A 24,741-nucleotide genomic window follows, 5' to 3' on the forward strand; every position below is an offset into this window, starting at 1 on the left:
TCATTTGTAATAACATAAGTTAGAAAGTAGGACAGGTCTAATGATAGAGTTAAAAAACATTTCTAAAACCTTCCAAACAAAGGAAGGAGAAGTTAAGGCTGTACAAGATGCCAGTTTGACGGTCGACAGCGGCGAAGTCTACGGAATAGTTGGATTTTCCGGTGCGGGTAAAAGTACTTTGGTTCGAATGTTGAATGGCCTAGAAATGCCGACGTCAGGTGAAGTTTTGATCGACGGAACAAGGACCGATACGTTGAGTGGTGAAAAGCTGCGTGACCAGCGTAAAAAGATCGGCATGATCTTTCAACACTTTAATTTACTTTGGTCGCGGACTGTTTTGGGAAATATCATGTTTCCGATGGAGTTAAGCGGGCTTTCCAAGAGTGAACGTGTTGAAAAGGCACGTAGATTAGCTGACCTCGTTGGGCTGGGTGATCGAGTGAATTCATATCCGTCACAGCTTTCTGGCGGTCAAAAGCAACGGGTCGGTATTGCTAGAGCGTTGGCTAATGATCCGGATATTTTGATCTCGGACGAAGCAACGAGTGCTTTGGACCCACAAACGACAGACGAGGTATTGGACTTGTTAGACAGCATCAATCAAAAAATGAACCTGACGATCGTTATCATTACTCATGAGATGCATGTTATTCGACGTTTGGCAGATTCTGTCGCAGTGATGGATGATGGTAAGTTGATCGAAAAAGGACCAGTTTCGACGGTCTTCACTGATCCACAAGAAGAATTGACTAAGCGCTTTGTCAGTTCAGAGGTGGATAAGAGTCAAACTCCGGATATTCAACAGATTACGGCTGATTTGATCAAGAAGTATCCCCAAGGCAAGATCGTTTCGCTTAAGTTTCATGGAGATCAGGTCAAGTTGCCGATCGTGACTGAAATGATCCGCGAATTTCCAAATGTAACAATGAGTATTTTGGAAGGTTCGATCCATCAGATCGGTGATAAGCAGAGTGCAATAGGATCGTTATTTGTGCAACTGCTAGGGGAGCCTCAAGATATTGATGGTGCCTTGGACTTCTTAAATAAAATGCGTGTAGAAACGAAGGTGATCAATAATGGGTGAGCAGGGACTTGCTTCATACTTTCAGTTTAATAATGTTGACTGGGCAAATGTTTGGACCGCAGCATGGGAAACTTTATGGATGACAGTTTTGTCTGTCGCGATCGTAGCTATTTTAGGTATTTTATTAGGCCTATTATTATACCAAACAGATGGCAGCAAGAACCCAGCGGTTAAGATCTTAAATTGGATAGTGGGCTTCTTCGTCAACGTCTTCCGGTCAATACCGTTTATTATTTTGATCGTCTTACTTTTGCCGGTGACTCAAGTTATCGTTGGTGCCATTACCGGTGCCAAAGCTGCGATCCCTTCTTTGGTCGTATCAGCAGCTCCGTTTTATGCCCGCCTGGTTCAAATTGCGTTTAACGATGTCGACAGTGGCGTGATCGAGGCTGCATACTCAATGGGGGCAAGCAGCTGGCAAGTTGTTCGTAAGGTTTTGATCCCAGAAAGCATGCCGGCCTTAGTCTCAGGTATCACTGTGACGGCGATCTCATTGATCGGCTATACGGCCATGGCTGGTGCAATAGGTGCCGGCGGACTGGGTCAGCTGGCTTACACAGATGGCTTCCAGTCATATAACAACGCTATTACCTTGGCAGCAACAGTCGTGATAGTGATCATTGTGTTTGCATTTCAGTATTTGGGGGATCTGGTCACTAAAAAGGTTGATAAGCGTTAGTGATCGGTTTTAATTAACAGGATAAAATTAAAAACTAGGAGTTGAATAACATGAAAAAGAAACGTTTATTGAGTTTATTGACCATTGCAGCAGCCAGTGTTTTTCTGTTAGTCGGATGTGGTTCTAAGGATAGCTCAAGCCAAAAGACCACGACCATCACGGTCGGGGCTTCATCTAATCCACACGCAAAAATTTTGGAGCATGTTAAGCCACAGTTGAAAAAGCAAGGCGTTAATTTAAAAGTCAAGGTCTTTGATGATTATGTAATGCCTAATAAGGCCTTAGCTTCTAAGGAATTAGATGCTAACTACTTTCAACATAAACCGTTTTTAAATAATTGGAATAAAAAGAACAAGGGTAATTTAGTTGATGCTGGTGGTGTTCATTTGGAACCGATCGGTGTTTATTCCAAGAAGTATAAGGATCTAAAGGATCTGCCTAATAATTCAACAGTTTTAGTTTCCAGCAGTGTTGCTGATTGGGGTCGAGTTTTGCAGATTTTTAAAGATGCTGGTTTGATCACCGTCAAAAAGGGTACTAACCTTGAAACTGCAACATTTGATGACATAGCAACCAATAAGAAAAACTTGAAGTTCAAGCACACCTATGAACCTAAGTTGATGCCTAAGTTGTATGAAGCAAATGAGGCCGCAGCCACTGTGATCAATGCTAACTATGCAGTGCAGGCTGGTTTAAATCCACCTAAAGATAGTATCGCATTGGAGAAAAAATCTTCCCCGTACGTAAACATCGTAGCTGTTCGTAAGGGTGATACTAAGAAACCAGCTATCAAGAAACTAATGAAAGTCTTGCAATCAGATTCAACACAAAACTGGATCAAAAAGCAATATAAGGGCGGCGTACTTCCGTCTAAGTAGATGTAAAAATATGTGGTATCGAAAGGTCGTTGTTAAAAGCAGCGGCTTTTTTGTATACACCGGTCAAAATTTGGGGCGAAATTAGGGGTAAACCAGGACTTCAGGCTAATAAAAGCAATTTGGTATTTCAACTAGCATAGTGCTAAGTAACTAAGGACTTAAATTTTCCTTCCTTCTGACAGCGAAGTTTATACATAACTTTGACAAAAGGTGCTATTATATATTTAGAATAAATATAAGTATATTTTAGAAATGAGGAATGACTTAATGTCAAGTGGTCAAGCGATCACGAATTTGATCATCGTATTGATCGTATTCTTTTTTGCGGCTTTTTTCGTTGCGTCGGAATTCGCCATTGTAACTTTGCGTAAAAGTGCGGTAGAAAGTGCTATTGAGAACGGAAATGGCAATCAGCGCAAATTAAAATTAGCCTTACAGATGATAAATAATATGAATGAATATTTGTCAACTACACAGGTCGGAGTTTCGTTGACCGGGATCATCTTAGGTTGGATCGGTGCTGATTCATTAACTAAGCTCTTTCTCGATTTGTTTGGGGTTTTACCTGTTAATCATACAACGGCTGTTTCGATCAGTGCTATTTTGGGTGTTGTTTTATTGACCTACTTGGAAGTCGTCTTGACTGAGATCGTACCGAAAAATATCAGTATCGATATGCCGATGAAAATGATGATGTTCATTGTTACTCCGTTACATTATTTTCACATTGCCTTTTACCCATTTGTTTGGTTATTGAACGTTTCCGCAACTGGGATCGTGCGTTTGATAGGGTTAAAACCTGCGGGTGAAGATGATGACGTTTTATCTCAAAACGAAATTTTGAATATCTCTAAAAACGCTGTTACTGGGGGGTCGATCGATCGTAATGATTATTTGTATATGGAGCGCGCTTTCGAATTTAATGATAAAGTCGCCAAAGATATCATGGTCGATCGGACTAGTTTAGAAGTTATTGATGTGACAGATACAGTGGACGATGTCACTGATCCTTATTTGGAACAAAAGTTTAGTCGTTATCCGGTTGTAGCTAATAATGATAAAGATAAGATCTTGGGCTACGTCTATATCTATGATATTGTACGGCAAGCCCAAGTTGATGGTTCAGTTCGTGTCGCCAAGTTAATGCGGACGATCAGTACTGCTCCAGAGGTTACTCCTATTCAAAACCTATTGAAACAAATGATTCAAAAGCACGTTCCAATGGTAGTGATCTTGGATGAATATGGTGGGACTAGTGGGATCGTGACCGACCGAGATATTTATGAAGAATTGTTTGGTACGGTCAAAGATGAGGCTGATGACGTTTCACCTGATGATATTATTGACAATGGTGATGGGACATATAGTGTTTCTGGTAAGACTACTCTCTATGATTTTGAACGCTATTTTCGTTTTAAAGACAAGTATTTTCAAGAGTCTGAATCTGTAACTGTTGCCGGGTACTTACTTGAAAACTATAAGATCAAGCTTGGCAGCCAGATCCAAATCGGTCAGCTTAATATAAAGGTAACAGAGTTCAATCGAAATTATATTGAATGGATGATCGTTGAAAAGTTGCCGGAAGAAAAACCTGTGTCTAGTGACGATCCAGAAACAAACAACTCGACTGAAGACTAGTCAATATGTTTAAATAGTAGATGAAGGTGAAAAAGACGGGAGATCAAGCCCCGTCTTTTTTTAAATAAAGCTTTTCAAAAGCGATTGATTTTGTTATCGATAAGAAGTTTGAAGGGGTGACTGTTTTGGAAAAAGATCGGATGTTAAAACTCAAATTTGGTGTGAACTTTCGCGAAATGGGTGGTTATCCAACCAAGAATGGCCAAGTAACTCAGTGGCACAAACTTTTACGGAGCGGTAATCTTGGTGAATTAGCACCAGAAGATGTGGATTATTTGAAAGATTACGGTCTCAAATATGTGGTCGACCTACGTTCAGAGTCGGAGTCCACTTATTTTCCAGATAAGATGCCTGAAGGGGCACATTATTACAACTTATCAGTGTACCCATTCGCATCGTCCTTATTTAAAAATTTAGGCGTTGTTGGTTCGATGAAGCTGAAAACTGGCAACTTGTCTTTTGTTGATGAATCATACGCGCAAATGTTGGCAGATCCGCACGCCCAACATGTTTATCGCAATTTGTTCCAACTGTTATTAAAAAATGACCGTCCCGCTGAAAGCTTGGTATTTCATTGTGCAGCTGGCAAGGATCGGACTGGTGTCGGCGGATTTTTGGTCTTGAATGCTTTGCAAGTTAAAGAAGAGGCAATTTTGAATGATTATTTGATGACCAATCTTTATTATTCTAATGCTTCGAACGATATGATAAATAACATTTTGACTGATAATGACCAGGATAGTTTGGCTAATGAGTTGAACTCTAATTTGGCTGTAGCCGGTGAAAACTTTGATACTCTGTATCATACAGCTGACACAATATCTGGCTCTGTGCAAAACTATTTGCAAGACAAGATGAAATTGTCGGATGAAGATCTTGAAAAGTTGAGTAAGTTGTACCTCAAATAGTGAGAAGGGATCATGTGACCGAAAAAGTTAATGCGCAAACTTATCGTTCTCCGTTGGGAGAATTATTGTTGGCTAGTGATGGGCAAGAGTTGATCGGCTGTTGGTTTGAAGGACAGAAGTATTTTGCTGCGGGGGTGGACCAAGCGCAGATCCAAGTGCAAGAAGACCGAGTTTTGAATCAGGCCGCTGTTTGGCTCGACCAGTATTTTGGCGAACAAAGACCTGATTGTAACTTGATCAAGTTAAGACCACAGGTGACCACGTTTAGACAGTCTGTTTTACTTGCTTTACGAAAAGTACCTTACGGGCAAACGATCACTTATCAAGATTTGGCTGCTGTAGTAAAAAACCTGGCCATGTCTGCCAAATACGCGCGTTCTGTCGCTGGAGCTGTCGGTCACAATCCGCTCAGTATTTTTATTCCATGCCATCGGGTGATCGGCAGTGATGGTTCCTTGACCGGGTATGCTGGCGGTTTGCAACGAAAGCAAGCTTTATTAGAACTTGAACATGCGACTTTAAATCAATACTAGAAGGGATTTTGCCATAATGTGCAAAGTCCCTTTCTTGACAAAATTATCGTCCTTAAATCAGGCACCAAAAAGGGAGACAGGAATTTGTTTTTAATTTCTGGCTCCTTTTTGAGTGTAAACACTATTTTTTTACGTTCTTAGATTCCTAAATGAAGAACAAGTTGACTCCGATCACGAGCGCCCCGAGGATGATCCGGTACCAACCGAAGGCTTTGAAATCATTGTTCTTAATGTAGTTCATTAAGAACCGGATAGACAGGTAAGCTACGATAAATGAAACGATCATACCAACTAATAAGATCACTCCTTGTTGCCCTCCCAGTGAACCACCTTTGGCGAAAAACTTAACGATTTTCAATAGTGATGCGCCAAACATCGTCGGGATCGCTAGGAAGAAAGAAAATTCAGTTCCGACATAACGAGAAGCCCCGATCAAGATGGCGCCTAAGATCGTTGCACCTGAGCGTGAAGTTCCAGGTATCAAAGAGAGAACTTGGAACATACCTATAAAAAGAGCAATGCTGTATGGTAGGCTGCCAAGATCTGAATATCTCGCGTGGACGTCTGATTTTTTCTTTTCATTACGATTCTCGACAACGATGAACAGGATACCGTAAATAATCAAGGTTGCTGAAACAACCGCCCAATTCATCAAATGTTCGTCCATCCAGTCATTAAGCGGTAAGCCGATGATCACCGATGGCAAAACCGCCACGACTACTTTAAACCAGAGATCCCAGGTATTTTTCTTCTCCTGTCCCGATTTTTTGGGAGACAAGGGATTAAGTTTGTGGAAGTATAAGACGACCACAGCGAGAATGGCACCTAATTGGATCACAACATTAAACATATCTGTAAATTGCTTAGGCTGCTGCATCTTGATGAATTCATCGACCAAGACCAAGTGGCCAGTTGAACTGATCGGCAAGAATTCAGTGATCCCCTCGACGATGCCTAAAATTATCGATTTTATAATATCCAAAAGAAATTGATCCTTTCTTGCGTTAAATATGTACGCTATTTGTTTAGTAACAGAAACTATCATAGCTATTTTTTGGATTGTGTTCAAGTTTTCATACTAAATTTATGGAAATTTAATTTTTATAGGAGATATTACTCGCTTTCTTTGTTTCAGTAAAAAAGTAAGGAATATCCTTTCTAAAACCCTAATTTCAAACGCATAAAAAAGGCTCAGCTCTCAAACAAGAGAGCTGAGCCAAACACATTGATGTGTTAATTTTCAAATATTAGTCAAAGTCGACACTGTGTGGGAAACGTGCAACAGGTGCTGTACCCTTGAGTTCTTCTTCAATACGGAGAAGTTGGTTGTACTTTTCAACACGTTCTGAACGTGCCATAGCACCAGTCTTGATTTCGCCAGATTCTGTGGCAACAGCGAAGTCAGCGATGAACGTATCGCCAGTTTCACCCGAACGGTGTGACATCATAACTGTCCAGCCATTCTTCTTAGCCATGCGGATCGTTTGCAATGTTTCTGTAACTGTCCCGATTTGGTTAAGCTTGATCAAGACAGCGTTACCGCAACCCTTCTTGATAGCGTCACGAACGATAGCAGGATTTGTAACAACTAAGTCATCGTCAACGATTTGAACTTTGTCGCCAACAGCTGCAGTGAACTTAGCGTAGTTATCCCAGTCGTCTTCGCCAAATGGATCTTCGATAGAAATGATCGGGTATTTTTCAACTAAGCCCTCGTAGTACTTGATCATTTCGTCAGGAGTCTTCTCTGTTCCTTCGAATTTGTAGTTACCAGTTTCATGGTCGTAAAATTCTGATGAAGCAGGGTCCAAAGCAATAGCGATCTCTTCGCCTGGTTCGTAGCCTGCTTGTTTGATAGCTGCAACGAGCATTTCGATCGCTTCTTCAGTTGAATCCAAACGTGGAGCAAAGCCACCTTCGTCACCCAAGCCTGTTTCGTAGCCCTTTTCAGCCAAAACACTCTTTAATGTATGGTAAACGTTAGCGATTTTTTCGATGCCGTCACGGAATGATTCTTTCTTAACTGGAGAAATCATGAATTCCTGTGTGTCGATACCAGAATCGGCATGTTTACCACCATTGATAACGTTGTGGAATGACTGAGGTAATTCTGCATGTGTACCACCAAGGTAACGATACAAAGGAATACCTTCGTAATTAGCTGCTGCACGGCAGTTAGCCATGGATACACCCAAAATAGCGTTGGCACCTAAGCGGCCTTTATTATCAGTACCATCAAGGTCGATCATGATTTGGTCAACTGCTGCTTGGTTGAATGGGTCTACACCATGCAAAGCATCATTGATTTCAGTATTTACATTATTAACAGCCTTCAAAACACCTTTACCTTGAAGACGGTCACCACCATCACGTAATTCAACGGCTTCTCTTTCACCAGTAGAAGCACCAGATGGAACAGCAGCGCGACCCATTGTGCCGTCTGACAAGATCACATCGGCTTCAACAGTCGGGTTGCCACGGGAATCAAAGATTTCGCGCCCTTTAACCTTTTCAATATAAACAGACATTTAATAAGCTCCTCTCTTTCATGTGAAACCACTCAAGTGATCTCACTAGTCCAGAAAAAATATTTTTGATGAACTCACTGACATTCATCCACCTTCATTATTTTATCGTTTTTAGTGATGAAAAACAAGCTAAATATGTGAATATCTAAGCAAACTAGCTAATGTTTTCATAAGTTTTCAGAAAAAGCGATTTCTTATTTGCAAAAAGCTGCTATTTATCTAGATAAGTATGATCTAAAAGCTGATTTAGCGTGAATGAGCTGAAAAATTGACCGTTCAAAGTTTTCTTTATAACATGTTTTAAAACATTAACTTGAAAAACGTGTCGAAATGAACTGTTGCATTTTTATTTGGGCACCTTAAGTTTGAACTTTTATTAAAATACGAGGAGGTAATTCTGTGGGAAAAACAAACAAAAGTGCGGATCTGATCGAGGTCATTCCTAGGCCGTTAACTTTTCACTTGCATAATTCTCAAGTCAGCTATATTTTAGGGGTCGAAGATGAGAAAATATTAGCCCATCATTACTATGGCACTGCGGTCGATCATTATTCAAATTTGCGCCGCTATCCTCGTTTGATGCGTCATTTTGCTCCCAGCCCAGAAGATATAGATACCAGAGATTTTTCTTTAAGTACTTTGCCGCAGGAATTTCCGGGAGCGGGTGGTGCCGATTACCGGGAACCTGGGATCGTGGTTGAATTTGCTAATGGTTCGCGGACCGTCAATTTCACCTATGATTCTTATTCGATCTCAGCGGGTAAGCCTAAGTTGACTGGTATGCCAGCAACTTTCTCCAGGGAAGATGAGTCTGAAACGTTAACTATAAAATTAGTTGAAAGTGATGCCCACTTGGAACTCTATTTGTCATATACGATTTTTCGAGATCTTCCTGTTATTACACGCAACACACGTGTCAAAAATATGGGAGATCAGCCTGTACGAGTTGAACGGTTGTCTTCATTTAGTTTGGATTCACCTGATAATGAATTAGACTTGTTGCAATTAAACGGCAGGTACGCACAAGAAAGAAATGTGACTGTCGAACCATTGAGCACGGGGATCAAGATCTTAGATTCCAAACGTGGAGCATCAGGACATACGCAAAATCCATTTTGTGCACTGGTCGATCCGCATGCTACTGAGTTTTCTGGGGAAGTATTTGGCTTTTGTTTGATTTACAGCGGGAGTCATAAGTCTGTGATCCAAATGGACGGTTACAACCAGGTTCGTGTTCAGATGGGGATCAATGATCAGAATTTTGAATGGTGGTTAAAACCACAAAAGTCATTTCAATCACCAGAAGCAGTTTTAGTGCACAGCGATCAAGGCTTGAACTCGATGTCCCAAAGTTTCCACAAGTTATTTTTGGAGCATTTGATGAAAAGCAAGTTCTCTCAGCAAACACGTCCGATCTTGCTGAACAACTGGGAGGCCACCTATTTTAATTTTGATGAAGAAAAGTTGCAAGAAATTATTTCATCTTCCCATGAACTAGGGATCGAAATGTTTGTCTTAGATGATGGTTGGTTTGGTAAACGGGATGCACCTGATAGTTCACTGGGAGATTGGATCGTTGACCGTAAGAAGTTGCCCAATGGGCTAAAACCGCTGAGTGATTATTGTCACAGTTTAGATATGAAATTTGGACTGTGGTTTGAACCGGAAATGATCTCCGTTAAGTCGAAATTATACCAGGATCATCCTGATTGGGTCTTGGAGATCCCAGGTCAAAGGCGATCGATCGACCGCATCCAATTCGTGTTAAATCTTGGAAGAAAAGAAGTTCGCACTTATTTATTTGAACGGATATCTTATATTATTGAGCATGCTGATCTTGATTATATCAAGTGGGATATGAACCGCAATATGACCGAAATTTATGACACGCAGCTTTCTGCTTCAGAACAAGGAGAGGTCTCCCACCGTTATATCTTAGGGCTCTATGCTCTATTAGAACGTTTGACTGACGAATATCCCGACATTTTATTTGAAAGTTGCTCTGGTGGGGGCGGTCGATATGATGCTGGGATGTTGTATTATATGCCGCAAACATGGACCTCCGATAATACGGATGCAATTGCACGTTTGAAGATCCAGTACGGCACGAGTTTATTATACCCGGTTGTTTCAATGGGTGCCCATGTTTCCGCGGTGCCTAATGAGCAGACGGGCCGGATGACCCCATTAAGGACCCGCGGTCTTGTAGCCTCAAGCGGGAACCTGGGCTACGAATTAAATCCGTTAAATTTATTGGAAAATGAAAGACAAGAGGTCAAATTACAGGTTGAGTGGTATAAGGCTCACCGACGTTTGATTCAGTTCGGTAAATTTTATCGCCTACAAAATCCTTTTGAAACAACTAGGACAGCTTGGATGTTTGTCTCTGAGGATAAAAAAGAGGCCGTGGCAATGTATTTTAATATCTTTTCCGAAGCTTCTACGCCTTTACACATGTTGAATTTTGTGGGATTAGATCCCCAGTTAAAATATAGTGTCAACGGTGAGTATACTGCATATGGTAGTGAATTGATGCGAATCGGGATCTACCCATTGACCCAAAATGAGGGCGATTTTGATAGTGCAGTTTTTGAATTGAAGGCAGTTAAATAGAGCATGTAAGTGTTTAATTTTACAAAACTATTCATCTATAATTCAGTGTCGCTGGTGCAGAATTTAGCAAATTAGTTTGCTATAATAAGTAAAACGATCCAGGCTGGAGGCAGAAGATGGGATTTAATAAGGAAGATTTTTTTAAGCGGATCGAGGAAGTTGATTTGCCGCAGGAACAAAAAGAAAAGTACTGGCAAATGTTAGACGAAGACTTTTTAGCAACATTTTGTGATGTTTTGGAGTATTCACCGGTCCTGACGGCTAGTTCTCCATACAAAAGAACTTATCAGGAGCGTCCATTTTCAGATGACCAAAATAACGCGTGGTACGTTAAAACTAAGATCGAACATGCTGACCGTGGCCCCTTACTTGGCAAGAAAGTAGCAGTTAAGGACAACATTATGATCGCTGATGTTCCGATGCAAATGGGGACGAAGTTGCTTGACGGTTATCGACCACAAGCTGATGCAACGGTGATCAGCCGTTTGTTGGCTGCCGGGGCTGAGATCAAAGGTAAGGCTGTCAGCGAAAATCTTTTTGTAGCAGGCAGCAGCTTTACAGCGGATACTGGTTTGGTCCAAAATCCACGGTTGCCCGGCTATTCAGCCGGCGGTTCGTCGAGTGGTTCGGCAGCTTTGGTGGCTAGCGGTCAAGTTGATTTTGCCTTGGGTTGTGACCAGACTGGTTCGATCCGTATCCCAGCTTCTTGGTGTGGAATATACGGTTTCAAACCCTCACGTGGTTTGATCCCTTATACAGGGATCGGGTCCGTCGACCAGCTATTAGATCATGTGGGGCCAATGTCACAAAGTATGGCTAACATTGTTTTAGCTGCAGATGTTTTGGCTGGTCCAGATGGCTTTGACAGCCGGCAAAATGAAATACAGCAGACATTTGATTTTGCTAATAATTTGACAACAGACCTTCGTGGTAAAAAAATAGGCCTTGTTAAAGAAGGCTTTGGCTTGAAACGCTCTGAAAAAATCGTGGATGAAACTGTGAAAACTAATATTTTGGCTTTCGAAAAACTTGGTGTAAAGGTCGAGGAGGTCTCGCTCCCCGACTTTGATATGGGACGCACGGTCGTGGATACCATGAATACGATCTCGACATACCGTCAGCTGATCAAAGCAGGTGGCTCAAGTATTGGTAGTGAGAATTACTATCCAGTTGATTTGAGTGAGACGTTGGAGAAACAACTAATGCCGGAGACATATCATAAATTGCCGCCGATCGTGCAGGTCATCTTGTACAGTGGGATGCTGGCCGATCACGCGTCAGTCGATTATTATGGCAGGGCACAAAACTTACTCCTTAGGTTGAAAGAGAAATTTGCCAAGGTGATTGAAGGTTTCGATATTCTTGCGATGCCGGCAACGCCCTTTACTGCTACTAAATTGCCAGCCTTGGATGGCTCATTAGAAGATTTAATTATGGGCTCGCTGGGCATGGATACCAACTTAGGAATATTTAATGCTTTAGGTTATCCTGCAATTTCCGTCCCTTGCAAATTCAGCGAGCATGAAAAGCCGATCGGAATGCAGTTGGTGGGGGACTTTGGCGCTGATCAGACTGTGTTGAATTTTGCCCAAGCATATGAAGATATGAAGTAAACAAAACGAGCGCCTAGTGCAAATGACGCTCGTTTTGTGTTTCTTCTTATTTTTTATCTTTTTTTGGAGATAATTCTGGGAACCATAACTTGATCTCATTTTCTGCATTATGCGGATCATCCGAACTGTGAACGACATTGCGTAAGATGCCATCGTCAAACATGCGGCCAAAGTCGCCGCGGATCGTGCCAGGGGCTGCTTGATTTGAACTTGTGTCGCCTGCAATGGTATGTAATCCCTTGATTACGCGGGAGCCGCTAGCGATGATCGCTACGATCGGTCCTTCCAACATGTAACTTTCAATTTCAGAAAAGTAGGGTTTATCCACCTTGTCAACATAGTGTTTTTTGAGTAATTCCGGTGTAGCCATTGTGACTTTTAACCCGTCGATCGAATACCCTTTGTCTTCGATCCTTGTAATGATCTGGCCGATGTGGTGAGCCTTAACTCCATCTGGCTTGATCAAGATCAGTGTTCGTTCTGTTGCCATATTTTGTGACCCCCATAAAATTAATTTTAATTCTTAGCTAAATTGCTAATTATGTTAATGATAAGCAATTTTTTTTAAAAAAGAAAGAAAAACCTGAATTATTCATACTTTTCCCTTAAGGACTACTTTTTGTTGTTGTCATGCTAGTTCGCATCTTTTTCGTTTTTCACCTGTTGGGTGTACAAAAAGAGCACATCCTGTGCTATTGTTAAGTCGTTGAAAACCACAAAGAACAGGAGTGCTCCTTATGTCAACTTTACATCATGAAAAACTTTTATTCAATGACCAGATCAACATTTCTAATGACGGTGGTGAGTTAGCGAACGATGCCGGAACTTTATTAATTGCTGAATTTCTGCACCAAATTCACTTTGACCAGCTCTTAGAAGATAACTTGCATTTTAAAGATGACCGTAAATATTGTACCTTTCCCTTGAACAATTTATTTAAGCAGTTGCTGTTGCAATTGCTGGCAGGATACTGCCAAGATCAGTCGGCTAATACCTTGTCACACGCCGTTGATTTTAAGCTGGTCTTGTCTCAAGCGGTCGCTTCCCAGCCGACACTTTCACGCTTTATCAATCACATTTCAGCGTCTGGGCTCTTTTCAGTCAAATCATTGCTCGGCTCGGTAGCTCACTTTGTTCTTGGGCAGCTAAATCAACATCAGCTGATCCTTGATCTAGATTCGACACATGCCGATACGTTTGGTGACCAAGAAAAGAGTGCTTATAACGGTCACTACCAGACCAACGGTTATCATCCTTTACTAGCCTTTGATGCTTTATCGGGCTGCTTGTTGAATGCTCAATTACGCCCCGGCAATCGCTATACTTCCCAAGGTGCGACTAAATTTTTATTACGGAGCTTACGGGCCTATGACGGATCTTCCCTGGATGTCTTAGTGCGGGGAGATTCTGGTTTCGCAGCTCCAGGGATCTACCATGCGTGTGATAAAAAGCAGGCTAAGTTCGTGATTCGTTTAAAAGCGAACTACCAGCTCCAAAGTCGGGCTGAAAACCTGATCCAAGTGGGTGACCAGGACTTCACCGAAGCTGAAGTCCAATGGCATGTCCTGCGAGACTATTGTCCTCAAAGTTGGTCACGACCTTATCGTGTGATTATTAAATCAACGCGGCCGGCGGGCAACTTTCTGTTTGACCATGAGTTTATCGTGACCAACTTGGAAGAATTAAGCGGTCCACAAGTCTTTGCCCTCTATCACCAACGCGGTTCCATGGAAGACTTGATCAAAGAAGTTAAACGTGGCTTTCACTTTGATAAAACGGACAGTTCTAGTTTTGAGGCCAATGAGTTCCGGATGCTGGTAGCTGGGGTCGCTTATAATATACTGCAAGCCATGAAGAACTTAGTTTTACCAACAAAGCTTAAACACGCTCAGGTCGGGACGATCCGTTTTAAATTACTCCATGTGGCAGCTAAGGTCACGCACCATGCGCGTCAAGTCTGGGTCCATTTATCTCAGACCAATGTGTTCGATAAATTATTTTGGCAGACACTGTTCAAGATTCAAAATCTAAAAATATATCCGCTGTGAACTCACAAAATAAAAAATGTTTTTCTTAGGGAAAGGGTGAAGTCTGTCCTTTTTTAAACAGTCCGACAACAAAACTAACAAAAAGCTGCTTTTTTTACACACTAAAGTAACTTTGCACAAAGTTTTAACTGCAACGAAAAGTATGAATAATTCAGGAAAAATGGTAAACGTTAATGTAACTTAAATAATTTAAGCGGGCAGTGTTTCGCTCTATGTTTTTCAAACCAGGGTCACAGGAAATTTTACTATGTCCAATTCACGCCCCCCAAAATGTTGCATAAATCTGCAATCATTAAAGGGAGTTGAAACAGGAATGAAGAGAGACTGGGGGTAATAGAAATGAAACCTGAACAAAATGTTGTGGCAGCTGTCTTGATCGACGGGGACCAAATCTTGACTGGTCAGCGTCAGACTCATCGAGTTGGTGGTGGTTACTATGAATTTCCAGGCGGTAAGATAGATCCGGGTGAAACACCGCGACAGGCATTGAAGCGTGAGGTCGAAGAAGAATTAGGCGATGAGGTAGTTTTGGGACAGCAGATCCCTGCACCTACAGACTATGAATATAGTTATGCCAAGATACATATTCAGTTTTTTTGTGGTCGCCTGCAAACTAACAACTTGCAACATGAGGCACACACTAAGTTTCGATGGGGGACACCCGAAGAACTAGCGGACTTAAAGTGGTTACCGGCTAGCCGGCCTGTTTTAGAATGGTTGAGCCAGCACGATCTAAGGAAGATAAAATTTGATGAATGATAACTATGAATTGAAACAAGCTGTCATGCATGGCTTGTTTGATCAACAAAAATACACGGGTAACGAAATGCTAACGCCTAAGTTACTGGTTAATAGCGAACAAGAAACGATCTGGGAACATTTACTGGATGAGTTTGCTGTCTGCCAATCTTTTAGTATCGCTGTCGCTTTTATTACTAAAGATATGCTGACGCCTTTTAAGGCAGCTATGAGCGAGCTGGCTGTTAAAAATGTCTCCGGATATTTGCTGACTTCGGATTATTTGGGATTCAATGAGCCGATAATGTTTGCCGAGCTGAAGAAGATCCCTAACTTAACAGTCAAGATCACCGAAGTTGCCGGTTTTCATACTAAGGGATATTTGTTTGATGATGGTACTGAAAAAACAGCGATCATCGGCAGTGCTAATTTGACACGTGCGGCTATGTTGACCAACTATGAATGGAATATCCGATTAAGATCAACTGTTCAGGGTGCTTTGTTTACCCAAATTGAACAGCAATTTCAGCAACAATGGGAAAAAGCTTCATTGTTAACTGACGCATGGATCAAAGAATATGCGGCTAGTTATGTTGAGGCACAAAGAAGACCTGGGACTGTAAGGAACAGTTTAACGACTAAAAAAATCATTCCTAACAATATGCAACGCCAAGCGTTGACTAATTTGAAAAAATTGCGGCAAGATGGTGCACGCAGAGCTTTACTGATCTCGGCAACGGGGACAGGAAAGACGTACTTGGGAGCTTTTGATGTGCAGTATTTTGCTCCCAAACGATTTTTATTCATTGTTCATCGCGAACAGATTTTGGAAACAGCCCGTGATTCATTTCATAATGTACTTGGCGGAACATCTCAAGATTTTGGGATACTATCAGGTAAACACCAACAAACTACTGCCAAATATTTATTTGCAACTGTGCAAACTCTTAGTAAACCAGCGGTAATGGAACAGTTTTCTCCAAAAGAATTTGACTATGTGATGATCGATGAAGCACATCGTAGTGGAGCTCAAAGTTATCAAAGGATCTTAAACTACTTTCGACCCAAATTTATATTAGGAATGACCGCTACACCAGAACGGACAGATGATTTTGATGTTTTTGAACTGTACGACCATCATATTGCTTATGAGATCCGTTTACAACAGGCCTTAGCAGAAGATATGCTGTGTCCATTTCATTATGTTGGAGTCACCGATTATGAAGTAGATGGAAAGTCGATCGATGAAACAGCCAATTTGAGCCGTCTAACTTCTGAGGAACGAGTCGATCATGTCTTGCGTCAAGTGGACTACTATGGTGATACTACACGACCACCGCACGGCTTGATCTTTTGCAGTCGTCAAGACGAGGCAAGAGAACTGGCAGATTTGTTTACCAAACGAGGTCATCCAAGTCTGGCACTGACTAATGAGCAAAGTATCAGCCAGCGTGATGCTGCTGTGAAAAGGCTGGAAGATGGGCAAGTCGAATATTTAGTGACTGTCAATATCTTTAATGAAGGGATCGATATTCCGTGTGTTGATCAGGTCATTTTGTTGCGTAATACGCAGTCGAGTATAGTTTTTATTCAGCAATTGGGGCGCGGTTTACGTAAGTATCCGGGTAAGGATTACGTGACCGTGATCGATTTTATTGGTAACTATAAGAATAACTATTTGATCCCTATCGCATTACATGATGATCATTCTAGAAGCAAGGACAGTGCGAAAAGAGAATTAGCGTTCAAACCGATCTTGGGCTTATCAACGATCAGTTTTAGCAGCATCGCCAAGCAGCGGATCTTTGCGGCATTGGACGCAGTCAAGCTAGATAGTTTAAATGAGCTGAAAAAAGGGTTTGCGGAACTTAAAGAAAGACTGGGACGTGCACCTTTACTGTGTGATTATTCAGAGCAAAATTCTCTTGATCCAAGAGTTTTTTTAGGAAATGCGCGGATCAGCAACTATGGTCGATTTTTGCTTAAAATGCACGAAAATATATCTTTGACTAAGTATCAAGACCAAGTCTTGACTTTTGTTAGCCAGGAATTAGCCTATGGCAAACGTCCCCACGAATTGTTATTGTTGCGCTTGTTGCTGCAAGAAGAGTCAGTTTCAGAACAAGAGTTGGTGGATGAATTTGATAAATACGGCTGTTATTACAATGAGCAACTGTTTAATTCGCTAGATACGATATTAGGCCTAAATTTTTTTGCCGTTAAATCAGGCAAGAAGATCAAGTCAGATGAATACGGTGGATGTTCGTTGATAGTCCACGATGGTTTTTACTACCAACTGGCTCCTAAGCTTAAGGAAGCTGCCGGTCAAGACAGTGATTTTATTTCTTTATTGAAAGACGTGTTAAATTGCGGTCTTCATCTAAACCAGGAATATGATAATAGCCAGCAATTCACACTTTACCAACGTTATGATCGCAAAGATGTCTGTCGTTTGTTGAATTGGACAAAAGATTTGAGTGCCCCTATGTACGGCTATTGGGTCGGAGAGCAGGAATGTCCGCTATTTATTACCTATCATAAAGGTGAAAAGGTTTCTGAAAGCCGTAATTATCAAAATGCGTTGGCTAATAATTCAGCGATCAGGTGGTATACACGCAGTCCACGGACCTTAGATTCGGCAGAAGTCAAACGGTTACTAGCGGTTGATGAAAATGGTGACCAGAAGCTAAAATTGATGGTTTTTGCCAAACGCAGTGATGCTGAGGGTAAGGGATATACGTACTTAGGCCCAGCCAATGTGGTACCAAACAGCGTGGCAGAAGAAACTATGCCGTCTGGTAAATCTAAACCTAAACGCGTTGTTGGAATGGATCTGAAATTTAAACGACCCTTGCCATATAAGCAGTTGAAGTATTTAACGGGACAAGAAAACAGCTAATAACGGAACATTTTTGCTGTTATTGCTGATAAAGCGTCCCAAAGACGAAATCTTTTTGTGAGAGTACAAAAATAGTTAACTTTTTTATTAGGAAAATCTAAGAAAGCTTGCAATCGCAAGCCTTTTTTTGTACATTAGAAAACAATATATTCATATAGGATAAATTGAAGTATAAGACCAAGATCTGTATTTGCCAAGTTTAGCCTAAGTAATAAGTAAAATACCTATTTGTTCACTAAATGAAAAGGAGCGTTTTTTGATGTCTAACTGGGAGACAAAATTTGCCAAACAAGGTTTGACCTTTGATGATGTATTGTTGATTCCGGCTGAAAGTCACGTTTTGCCGGATGAAGTTGATTTGGGTGTACAACTTGCTCCAAATCTAAAGTTAAACGTCCCGATCCTCAGTGCAGGAATGGATACGGTCACTGAATCACAGATGGCGATCGGGATGGCAAGGCAAGGCGGAATGGGCGTTATTCATAAAAATATGACGATCGAAGCTCAGGCTGATGCAGTTCGTAAGGTCAAGCGTTCTGAGAGTGGCGTGATCATTGATCCTTTTTATTTAACACCACAAGACACTGTTGCACAGGCAGAAGAATTAATGAATCGGTACCGGATCAGTGGTGTGCCGATCGTTGAAACAATGGAAAACAAGGTATTTTGCGGGATCATTACCAACCGTGATACGCGTTTTGTCAATGACCCTAAAGTTGCGATCGATGAGGTCATGACTAAAGATAACTTAGTTACCGCAAATGAAGGTACGTCTTTGGATGAAGCAGAAAAGACTTTGCAATCCAATAAAATCGAAAAACTGCCGATCATTGATGATGAAGGGCGTTTGTCAGGCTTGATCACGATCAAAGACATTGAAAAGGTAGTTGAATATCCCAACTCCGCCAAAGATAAACATGGACGTTTGTTAGTTGCAGCAGCCGTCGGTGTAACAAGTGACACATTTGATAGAGCAGCTGCTTTGCTCGATGCAGGTGCGGATGCTTTGGTGATCGACACTGCCCATGGTCATTCAGCCGGAGTTTTACGTAAGATCGCTGAGATACGAGAGAAGTTCCCAGAGGCTATTTTGATCGCTGGTAATGTAGCAACGGGTGCTGCAACAAAGGCCCTGTATGAAGCGGGTGTCGATGTGGTCAAAGTTGGTATCGGCCCCGGTTCGATCTGCACGACACGTGTTGTAGCAGGCGTGGGTGTCCCTCAGATAACTGCAATCTATGACGCTGCTGAAGTTGCGCATCAGTATGGTAAGAAGATCATTGCCGATGGTGGTATCAAGTACTCAGGAGATATTGTTAAAGCATTAGCCGCTGGTGGCAATGCAGTTATGCTTGGTTCAATGTTGGCCGGAACGGATGAAGCTCCCGGCGAAACTGTGATCTACCAGGGCCGTCGTTTCAAGACTTACCGTGGAATGGGCAGCATGAGTGCAATGGACTCGACTCATGGTTCAGCTGACCGATACTTCCAAAGCGGAGTTAATGAAGCTAATAAACTTGTTCCGGAAGGTATCGAAGGGCAGGTTGCCTATAAGGGTAAGGTTGGCGACGTTGTTTATCAAATGCTGGGTGGTCTCCGTTCAGGCATGGGATACTGTGGAGCACCTGACCTTGAATATTTGGCAGAAAATGCCCAGTTTGTTCAAATTACTAGTGCAGGTTTGATCGAATCACACCCGCACGATATTCAAATCACGAAAGAAGCTCCAAATTACTCAAGAAGCTAAATCTGGTTTGGGATAAAATGATTTTTAAAGCACAATAGGATGCAGACGCGTCCTATTTTTTATACAGTTATTTGGATACAAAGCGGTGTCAAGTATTTACGGCATTTTTGGACAGAGCAGATAGAAGTTTGGGAAAGATCTCATCAGTCGGAGGGAAAGTAGATGAAAATATACAGAAGTTCCCATCAGTTCAAGGCAAAGTAGATAAATTCTTTAAATTACAACAAGCAAAAGAAGATCCCAGCGATTTTTTAAAACCACGGGGATCTTCTTTTGCTATAAATTATTTACTTTGAGAGTCTGTGGAACTGTCTTGGTCAACACTTGTCTCTAAATCTTGTGGATCAACATCGGATAGTGCGGCTTTTTCGGGAGCTACAGCATCACGAATATCAGTCAGTAATTGAACTTGAGGATCAACTTCTTCTTCCTCTTCTTTTTTAGGCATGATCTTATTGACAGCTTTAACGATCAAGAAGACAATGAAAGCAATGATCAAGAAGCTGATGATCGAATTAATAAATGTACCGACCTTAAATTTGGCGTCGCCGACTTTTAAGATCCAGTCTGAGAAGTCGATCCCACCAATAAACAAACCGATCAGCGGGTTGATCAAGTTTTCAACTAATGAATTAACAATTGCTGTAAAAGCACTCCCAATGATGACACCTACTGCCAAATCAAGCACATTTCCTTGCGCAATAAATTCTTTAAATTCCTTTATCATGTATTAAGCACCTCTCTTAAAATATGTACATCGTCCATTATAATCACAGTCATTATTTTGCGAAAATAATATGCTTATCTTTTTTGATAATTATTTAACCGATAATTGATATTCAAGCAGCGTAGGTACTTCTACTTTGCTTAAATTCCATTTATAATGAAGATAAAGAGAGAGATAATTACTTATAGAAAGGGAGTAATTAAAATGGATTTTGAGCAAACTATCTATCAGCGTCGTGCGATCAGAGATTATTCTGAGAAAAGTGTATCTGCTGCTGACTTGCAAGATATTATGGCTGCTGGAGAAGCAGGTCCGGTTGGTATGGGAGAGTACGAAAAGTTTCATTTCACTTTACTAACAGATCCAAATGCTATCAAACAAGTTGAAGCTGACAGTGTTAGCAACCCATACTATGGTGCACCTGCTATTATTATAATTTCTGCTCAAAAAACAGGAAGTTCAGTCGGACCAATGGAATGTGTTTCTGCTGGGACAATGGTAGAAAATATGGCGTTGGCAGCGACAGCGAAGGATCTGGCAAGCTGTGTGATCATGGGTGCGTTAGTACCTTTGAGTAAAGATGATGGTCTATTAAATAAATTGCAGATCCCAACAGGTTTTTCACCAGTGATCTCCTTAGCTGTTGGTTATCCAAGTGAGCCAGTACCAAAAGCTGAAAAGGGGCGGCATGAGGTAGCTAAAAATAAAATTGAAGAATAATTTGGTTTTTTAAGCAAACATTTGTCGAAAGAGTGAGCGTCTTTATAAAAGGCGGTTGCTCTTTATTTTTGCTTTGTGACGATTCAAAGTTGAATTTTTATAAGAAGTAACGTAGTTTTTTTACACTAGTTTGAAAAATTACGTTGAAGTTACATCAATTCCTAAAACAGCCTAAAAAATCTTAAAAATTGGTTTTTTTGAAAAAAGAAACAAAAAAATTTCCTGAAAACCAAAAAAATTTCTGAAATCACCTCTAGATTTTTTAGATTTTGTTACATAACCAGTGCAGTTATTAAGTGCTACGCTTAAGCGTTTTATAACTACTTTGTGGACAATATTCTTAGAATTAATGTTACAAAAGATTACGTTTGTAACATTATATTACGAAAGAAAAGTAGTGGTGTTAGCAACACGAAACGTCTATGTAACATCAACTGCATATACTAGTCAACGTTGGTTCGAGAGATGAACCGAAATATACTAAGTAGGCAAGTCGGTCAAGCACAAGGCTTGAACTTGTCAGGGCTCTAAAAACTTTAGAGCTGCTAGCCAAAAAAACACAGGAGTGAAATATTTTTTATGAATTTAAAGCAAACATTACTTACAGTTACAGCAGCAGCCGGATTATTCGGAATGACAACTATCGCAGCTAATGCTGACACAGTTACAGTTAAAGCAGGAGATACAGTTTCAGGTATTGCTGCTGCTAACCACACAACGGTTGCAGCGATCGAAAAGGCAAATGAATTAGCTGATATCAACTTTATCCTTCCTGGTCAAAAGCTTGATATTGATAGCAAAGGTAATGTAAAAGTCGTAGAACAACCAAAACAAGTGCAAGCACCTGCCAAAGCACAGGCACCTGCTCAACCAAAAGTTTCGGTTCAGCATAAAGCACCTGCACAGAAACAGGCACCTGCTCAAAAAGCAACAACTTCTAATAACTCCTTGAGCTCATCAGAAGCATCTGCTAAAGACCAAATTGCAGCTCGTGAGTCTGGTAATTCATATTCAGCTCAAAACGGCAGATATGTTGGTAAATACCAATTAGACCGTTCTATGCTAAATGGTGACCTCTCACAGGCTAACCAGGAAAAAGCTGCTGACAATTATGTCAACAATAGATATGGTTCATGGTCGAATGCTTTAAAACATTCAAATGAATTTGGTTGGTACTAAGATAAACGCTTAGTTAAGAACAAAATAAAAGCTAGGTAAAAGATGTTCAATGTCTTTTTACCTAGCTTTTTTGCTGTTGATGACCGGTTTTATTTTGTGTACTCGAAATTTGTTTCATTATTTATGATCAAAGTGTTTAGCTATTTGTCGCGGTTCCAACAAATACAACTCTCTTAGCAGGTTTAGTCTACAGTGTTTTCTCTTAAAACATCAGTTAAGGTTTGCGGAGCGATCCCATGACCAAGATAGTATTCATGGTAATGGACGTTTGTAAAATGGTCGAGCATGACTTTATAAATATGTTGGCCAACTTCAGTACCAAAAAGAGGATCTAATGTTCCTTGGGAGATAAAGATCCGTGGGCTGGATAAATTAGCAGCTAGAGTATTTTGTGCTGTTTGTTCTACGAATAATGGCATTCTACCACTAAATAATTCTACTTGTTGAAAAAGTTTCGGTTGACTAACTATCAAACCGGTCCCGATGATGGCTCCCTGGCTAAACCCAAGGTAATGTAGAGGATGAGCACTTAAATTTTCTTGCTCTAAAAGATCGTGGATAGATGCATAAACATTTTCGATCGCCATATTGATAACGTTTTTTTCTTTTTCTGAACCTCGTTCAAAATTTACGTCAAAAAATTCATAACCATCATGGAAAACTCGATCACCTTGTAATGAAAGCTGGATCTCTGATGAAGCAATCCGATCTAGTACTGGCTGCAAATCATTGTAATCAGTCCCCATTCCGTGAACAGCGACAGCAACCGGAGTATTTTCATCCCAATTTTCGGGGTAATTCAGACGATAGAGGTATTGCATGATGACACACTCCCATATTAGTAATATTCTTATAAAAATGTTCGACTTTCTTTCTTGATGAGTTAAGCATATCATACTTACAAAAAGTAAACAAAAACTTTAATGGTACGTTTGACAAAGCGCGAGTATTTTTTCAATTTTTGAAAAAAACTGTTAGAATTAAGAACGAAAGGTCTGCAAGGGCTTTTAAACTTAAAGACCCTTGCCATTAATTACAGAGTTAACATAGGAGGGATCATTGCATGGCAGTATTAGTCTTGGGTGGGGCTGGTTATATTGGCTCGCACACCGTAGATCGTTTGGTACAAAAAGGTGAAGAGGTTGTAGTGGTTGATAGTTTAGTTACTGGACATCGTGCCGCAGTTAATGAAAAAGCGAAGTTTTATCAAGGAGATCTTTCTGATCAGGACTTTATGCGTAAAGTTTTTGCGGCAAACCCAGATATTGAAGCAGTTATTCATTTTGCCGCTTTCTCCTTGGTTGCTGAATCAATGAAAGATCCATTGAAGTATTTTGACAACAATACGGCTGGTATGATCAAATTACTTGAGGTTATGAATGAGGCTGGTGTTAAGAAAATTGTCTTCTCGTCGACTGCAGCGACCTACGGTATTCCGGAATCTATGCCGATCAAAGAAAGTGATCCGCAAAAACCGATCAACCCTTATGGTGAAAGTAAGTTAATGATGGAAAAAATCATGCGTTGGTCTGATGAAGCTTATGGGATCAAATTTGTTGCTTTGCGTTACTTTAACGTTGCTGGTGCTAAAGAGGATGGTTCGATCGGTGAAGATCACCATCCGGAAACACATTTACTCCCGATCGTGTTGCAAGTTGCTATGGGCAAACGTGACAAATTAATGATCTTTGGTGACGATTACGACACACCAGATGGAACTAATGTCCGCGATTACGTCCACCCAACTGATTTGGCAGATGCCCACATTTTGGCCGTAAAATATTTAGTAGCTGGCCATGATTCGGATGCTTTTAACTTAGGATCTTCGACAGGTTTTTCTAATAAGCAGATCTTGGATGCGGCTCGTGATGTTACAGGCAAAGAGATCCCAGCTGAAAAAGCGCCTCGTCGTGGTGGGGATCCCGATACACTGGTGGCAGCTTCCGATAAAGCACGTGAAGTTTTAGGTTGGAAGCCGCAGTTTGATAATATTCATAAAATTATTGAAACAGCTTGGAATTGGCATTCAACGCACCCAGAAGGGTATGCCGATTAAAAACAAGGTGGAGCAAGGCGCTTAAGCCTCGAGCATTATCGAGGTTCGATACTATAGTGCACTTTTCAGCGGTGTAGTGCCGGACCTGGATAAGCAGAAAGGGATGGATCGTGTAAGTCGACTAAACAGTAACTTCCTTGCTAAAAAAAGAGG

The 24,741-nt window shown here is 41.0% G+C and carries 20 protein-coding genes; 15 read left to right on the forward strand and 5 right to left on the reverse strand.

Annotation, left to right across the window (positions count from 1 at the left end; all coding sequences use genetic code 11):
* Window positions 1-40 precede the first annotated feature (40 nt).
* From AC3XNE_RS06670 to AC3XNE_RS06695, 6 genes are all read left to right on the forward strand, one after another.
* Window positions 41-1,084 carry a methionine ABC transporter ATP-binding protein gene (locus AC3XNE_RS06670; protein WP_489831325.1) on the forward strand — a complete coding sequence of 348 codons (1,044 nt, stop codon included), beginning with the start codon at window positions 41-43 and terminating at the stop codon, window positions 1,082-1,084.
* The gene (locus tag AC3XNE_RS06675) at window positions 1,077-1,763 is read left to right on the forward strand and encodes a methionine ABC transporter permease (RefSeq protein ID WP_489831326.1); all 687 of its coding nucleotides are present in this window, start codon (window positions 1,077-1,079) and stop codon (window positions 1,761-1,763) included. Before AC3XNE_RS06670 ends, AC3XNE_RS06675 begins: the two co-directional genes overlap by 8 nt.
* Window positions 1,764-1,813: 50 nt before the next feature.
* A complete protein-coding gene (locus AC3XNE_RS06680) occupies window positions 1,814-2,641 on the forward strand; it encodes a MetQ/NlpA family ABC transporter substrate-binding protein (RefSeq protein WP_489831327.1) in 828 nt (275 codons plus the stop codon).
* Between the two features lie 267 nt (window positions 2,642-2,908).
* Complete coding sequence (locus tag AC3XNE_RS06685; RefSeq protein WP_489831328.1) at window positions 2,909-4,279, forward strand: hemolysin family protein; 1,371 nt, start codon at window positions 2,909-2,911, stop codon at window positions 4,277-4,279.
* Between the two features lie 116 nt (window positions 4,280-4,395).
* Window positions 4,396-5,187: a tyrosine-protein phosphatase gene (locus AC3XNE_RS06690; RefSeq protein ID WP_489831329.1), complete on the forward strand. Its 792-nt coding sequence runs from the start codon at window positions 4,396-4,398 to the stop codon at window positions 5,185-5,187.
* A gap of 14 nt (window positions 5,188-5,201) precedes the next feature.
* Window positions 5,202-5,720, forward strand: a complete 519-nt coding sequence (locus AC3XNE_RS06695) for a methylated-DNA--[protein]-cysteine S-methyltransferase (RefSeq protein ID WP_489831330.1) — start codon at window positions 5,202-5,204, stop codon at window positions 5,718-5,720.
* Between the two features lie 145 nt (window positions 5,721-5,865).
* Here AC3XNE_RS06695 and AC3XNE_RS06700 read toward each other — a convergent pair whose 3' ends face one another.
* Together AC3XNE_RS06700 and eno are read right to left on the reverse strand one after the other, a co-directional pair.
* A complete protein-coding gene (locus AC3XNE_RS06700; protein ID WP_489833384.1) occupies window positions 5,866-6,765 on the reverse strand; it encodes an undecaprenyl-diphosphate phosphatase in 900 nt (299 codons plus the stop codon).
* 202 nt (window positions 6,766-6,967) lie between these two features.
* Window positions 6,968-8,248, reverse strand: coding sequence for a phosphopyruvate hydratase (eno, locus tag AC3XNE_RS06705; protein WP_489831331.1), 1,281 nt, complete (start codon window positions 8,246-8,248; stop codon window positions 6,968-6,970).
* Window positions 8,249-8,647: 399 nt separating this feature from the next.
* On the opposite strand from eno, the gene AC3XNE_RS06710 reads away from it, so the two are divergent.
* Both AC3XNE_RS06710 and AC3XNE_RS06715 read left to right on the forward strand, forming a co-directional pair.
* A complete protein-coding gene (locus AC3XNE_RS06710) occupies window positions 8,648-10,861 on the forward strand; it encodes an alpha-galactosidase (RefSeq protein WP_489831332.1) in 2,214 nt (737 codons plus the stop codon).
* 116 nt (window positions 10,862-10,977) lie between these two features.
* Window positions 10,978-12,474 carry an amidase family protein gene (locus tag AC3XNE_RS06715; protein ID WP_489831333.1) on the forward strand — a complete coding sequence of 499 codons (1,497 nt, stop codon included), beginning with the start codon at window positions 10,978-10,980 and terminating at the stop codon, window positions 12,472-12,474.
* 46 nt (window positions 12,475-12,520) lie between these two features.
* Here the strand turns inward: AC3XNE_RS06715 and AC3XNE_RS06720 are convergent, their stop codons facing one another.
* Window positions 12,521-12,964: a nucleoside-diphosphate kinase gene (locus tag AC3XNE_RS06720; protein ID WP_489831334.1), complete on the reverse strand. Its 444-nt coding sequence runs from the start codon at window positions 12,962-12,964 to the stop codon at window positions 12,521-12,523.
* Window positions 12,965-13,211: 247 nt separating this feature from the next.
* Between AC3XNE_RS06720 and AC3XNE_RS06725 the strand changes: the two genes are divergently transcribed.
* The 4 genes from AC3XNE_RS06725 (at window position 13,212) to guaB (ending at window position 19,906) form a co-directional block, all read left to right on the forward strand.
* Window positions 13,212-14,522 (forward strand): IS1380 family transposase, encoded by a 1,311-nt coding sequence (locus AC3XNE_RS06725; protein ID WP_010499933.1) that lies wholly within the window; start codon window positions 13,212-13,214, stop codon window positions 14,520-14,522.
* Window positions 14,523-14,861: 339 nt separating this feature from the next.
* Entirely contained in the window at window positions 14,862-15,281 is a 420-nt protein-coding gene (locus AC3XNE_RS06730) for a (deoxy)nucleoside triphosphate pyrophosphohydrolase (RefSeq protein WP_489831335.1), read from the forward strand.
* Complete coding sequence (locus AC3XNE_RS06735; protein WP_489831336.1) at window positions 15,274-18,159, forward strand: DUF3427 domain-containing protein; 2,886 nt, start codon at window positions 15,274-15,276, stop codon at window positions 18,157-18,159. The genes AC3XNE_RS06730 and AC3XNE_RS06735 overlap by 8 nt, the downstream gene beginning before the upstream one ends.
* Before the next feature lie 259 nt (window positions 18,160-18,418).
* Window positions 18,419-19,906, forward strand: coding sequence for an IMP dehydrogenase (gene guaB, locus AC3XNE_RS06740; protein WP_489831337.1), 1,488 nt, complete (start codon window positions 18,419-18,421; stop codon window positions 19,904-19,906).
* Between the two features lie 283 nt (window positions 19,907-20,189).
* On the opposite strand, the gene mscL is transcribed toward guaB, so the two are convergent.
* Window positions 20,190-20,633 (reverse strand): large-conductance mechanosensitive channel protein MscL, encoded by a 444-nt coding sequence (gene mscL / locus AC3XNE_RS06745; RefSeq protein WP_489831338.1) that lies wholly within the window; start codon window positions 20,631-20,633, stop codon window positions 20,190-20,192.
* Between the two features lie 204 nt (window positions 20,634-20,837).
* Here mscL and AC3XNE_RS06750 point away from each other — a divergent pair, with 204 nt between their 5' ends.
* Both AC3XNE_RS06750 and apf read left to right on the forward strand, forming a co-directional pair.
* Window positions 20,838-21,353, forward strand: coding sequence for a nitroreductase family protein (locus tag AC3XNE_RS06750; protein WP_489831339.1), 516 nt, complete (start codon window positions 20,838-20,840; stop codon window positions 21,351-21,353).
* Between the two features lie 579 nt (window positions 21,354-21,932).
* Window positions 21,933-22,532, forward strand: a complete 600-nt coding sequence (gene apf / locus AC3XNE_RS06755) for an aggregation-promoting factor (protein WP_489831340.1) — start codon at window positions 21,933-21,935, stop codon at window positions 22,530-22,532.
* A 182-nt stretch (window positions 22,533-22,714) separates the two neighbouring features.
* Here apf and AC3XNE_RS06760 read toward each other — a convergent pair whose 3' ends face one another.
* Complete coding sequence (locus AC3XNE_RS06760; protein WP_489831341.1) at window positions 22,715-23,353, reverse strand: alpha/beta hydrolase; 639 nt, start codon at window positions 23,351-23,353, stop codon at window positions 22,715-22,717.
* Window positions 23,354-23,595: 242 nt separating this feature from the next.
* On the opposite strand from AC3XNE_RS06760, the gene galE reads away from it, so the two are divergent.
* Window positions 23,596-24,588: a UDP-glucose 4-epimerase GalE gene (gene galE / locus AC3XNE_RS06765; protein ID WP_489831342.1), complete on the forward strand. Its 993-nt coding sequence runs from the start codon at window positions 23,596-23,598 to the stop codon at window positions 24,586-24,588.
* The last annotated feature ends 153 nt before the right edge of the window (window positions 24,589-24,741 follow it).

Source organism: Ligilactobacillus sp. JN-6 (Y).1 (assembly GCF_058111525.1).

Excerpts from the sequence above, each read along its gene's own strand:
- AC3XNE_RS06670 (WP_489831325.1), top strand. The coding sequence starts at position 41 with ATGATAGAGTTAAAAAACATTTCTAAAACCTTCCAAACAAAGGAAGGA.
- AC3XNE_RS06675 (WP_489831326.1), top strand. The coding sequence starts at position 1,077 with ATGGGTGAGCAGGGACTTGCTTCATACTTTCAGTTTAATAATGTTGAC.
- AC3XNE_RS06680 (WP_489831327.1), top strand. The coding sequence starts at position 1,814 with ATGAAAAAGAAACGTTTATTGAGTTTATTGACCATTGCAGCAGCCAGT.
- AC3XNE_RS06685 (WP_489831328.1), top strand. The coding sequence starts at position 2,909 with ATGTCAAGTGGTCAAGCGATCACGAATTTGATCATCGTATTGATCGTA.
- AC3XNE_RS06700 (WP_489833384.1), bottom strand. The coding sequence starts at position 6,765 with ATGATAGTTTCTGTTACTAAACAAATAGCGTACATATTTAACGCAAGA.
- eno (WP_489831331.1), bottom strand. The coding sequence starts at position 8,248 with ATGTCTGTTTATATTGAAAAGGTTAAAGGGCGCGAAATCTTTGATTCC.
- AC3XNE_RS06715 (WP_489831333.1), top strand. The coding sequence starts at position 10,978 with ATGGGATTTAATAAGGAAGATTTTTTTAAGCGGATCGAGGAAGTTGAT.
- AC3XNE_RS06720 (WP_489831334.1), bottom strand. The coding sequence starts at position 12,964 with ATGGCAACAGAACGAACACTGATCTTGATCAAGCCAGATGGAGTTAAG.
- AC3XNE_RS06725 (WP_010499933.1), top strand. The coding sequence starts at position 13,212 with ATGTCAACTTTACATCATGAAAAACTTTTATTCAATGACCAGATCAAC.
- AC3XNE_RS06730 (WP_489831335.1), top strand. The coding sequence starts at position 14,862 with ATGAAACCTGAACAAAATGTTGTGGCAGCTGTCTTGATCGACGGGGAC.
- AC3XNE_RS06735 (WP_489831336.1), top strand. The coding sequence starts at position 15,274 with ATGAATGATAACTATGAATTGAAACAAGCTGTCATGCATGGCTTGTTT.
- guaB (WP_489831337.1), top strand. The coding sequence starts at position 18,419 with ATGTCTAACTGGGAGACAAAATTTGCCAAACAAGGTTTGACCTTTGAT.
- mscL (WP_489831338.1), bottom strand. The coding sequence starts at position 20,633 with ATGATAAAGGAATTTAAAGAATTTATTGCGCAAGGAAATGTGCTTGAT.
- AC3XNE_RS06750 (WP_489831339.1), top strand. The coding sequence starts at position 20,838 with ATGGATTTTGAGCAAACTATCTATCAGCGTCGTGCGATCAGAGATTAT.
- apf (WP_489831340.1), top strand. The coding sequence starts at position 21,933 with ATGAATTTAAAGCAAACATTACTTACAGTTACAGCAGCAGCCGGATTA.
- AC3XNE_RS06760 (WP_489831341.1), bottom strand. The coding sequence starts at position 23,353 with ATGCAATACCTCTATCGTCTGAATTACCCCGAAAATTGGGATGAAAAT.
- galE (WP_489831342.1), top strand. The coding sequence starts at position 23,596 with ATGGCAGTATTAGTCTTGGGTGGGGCTGGTTATATTGGCTCGCACACC.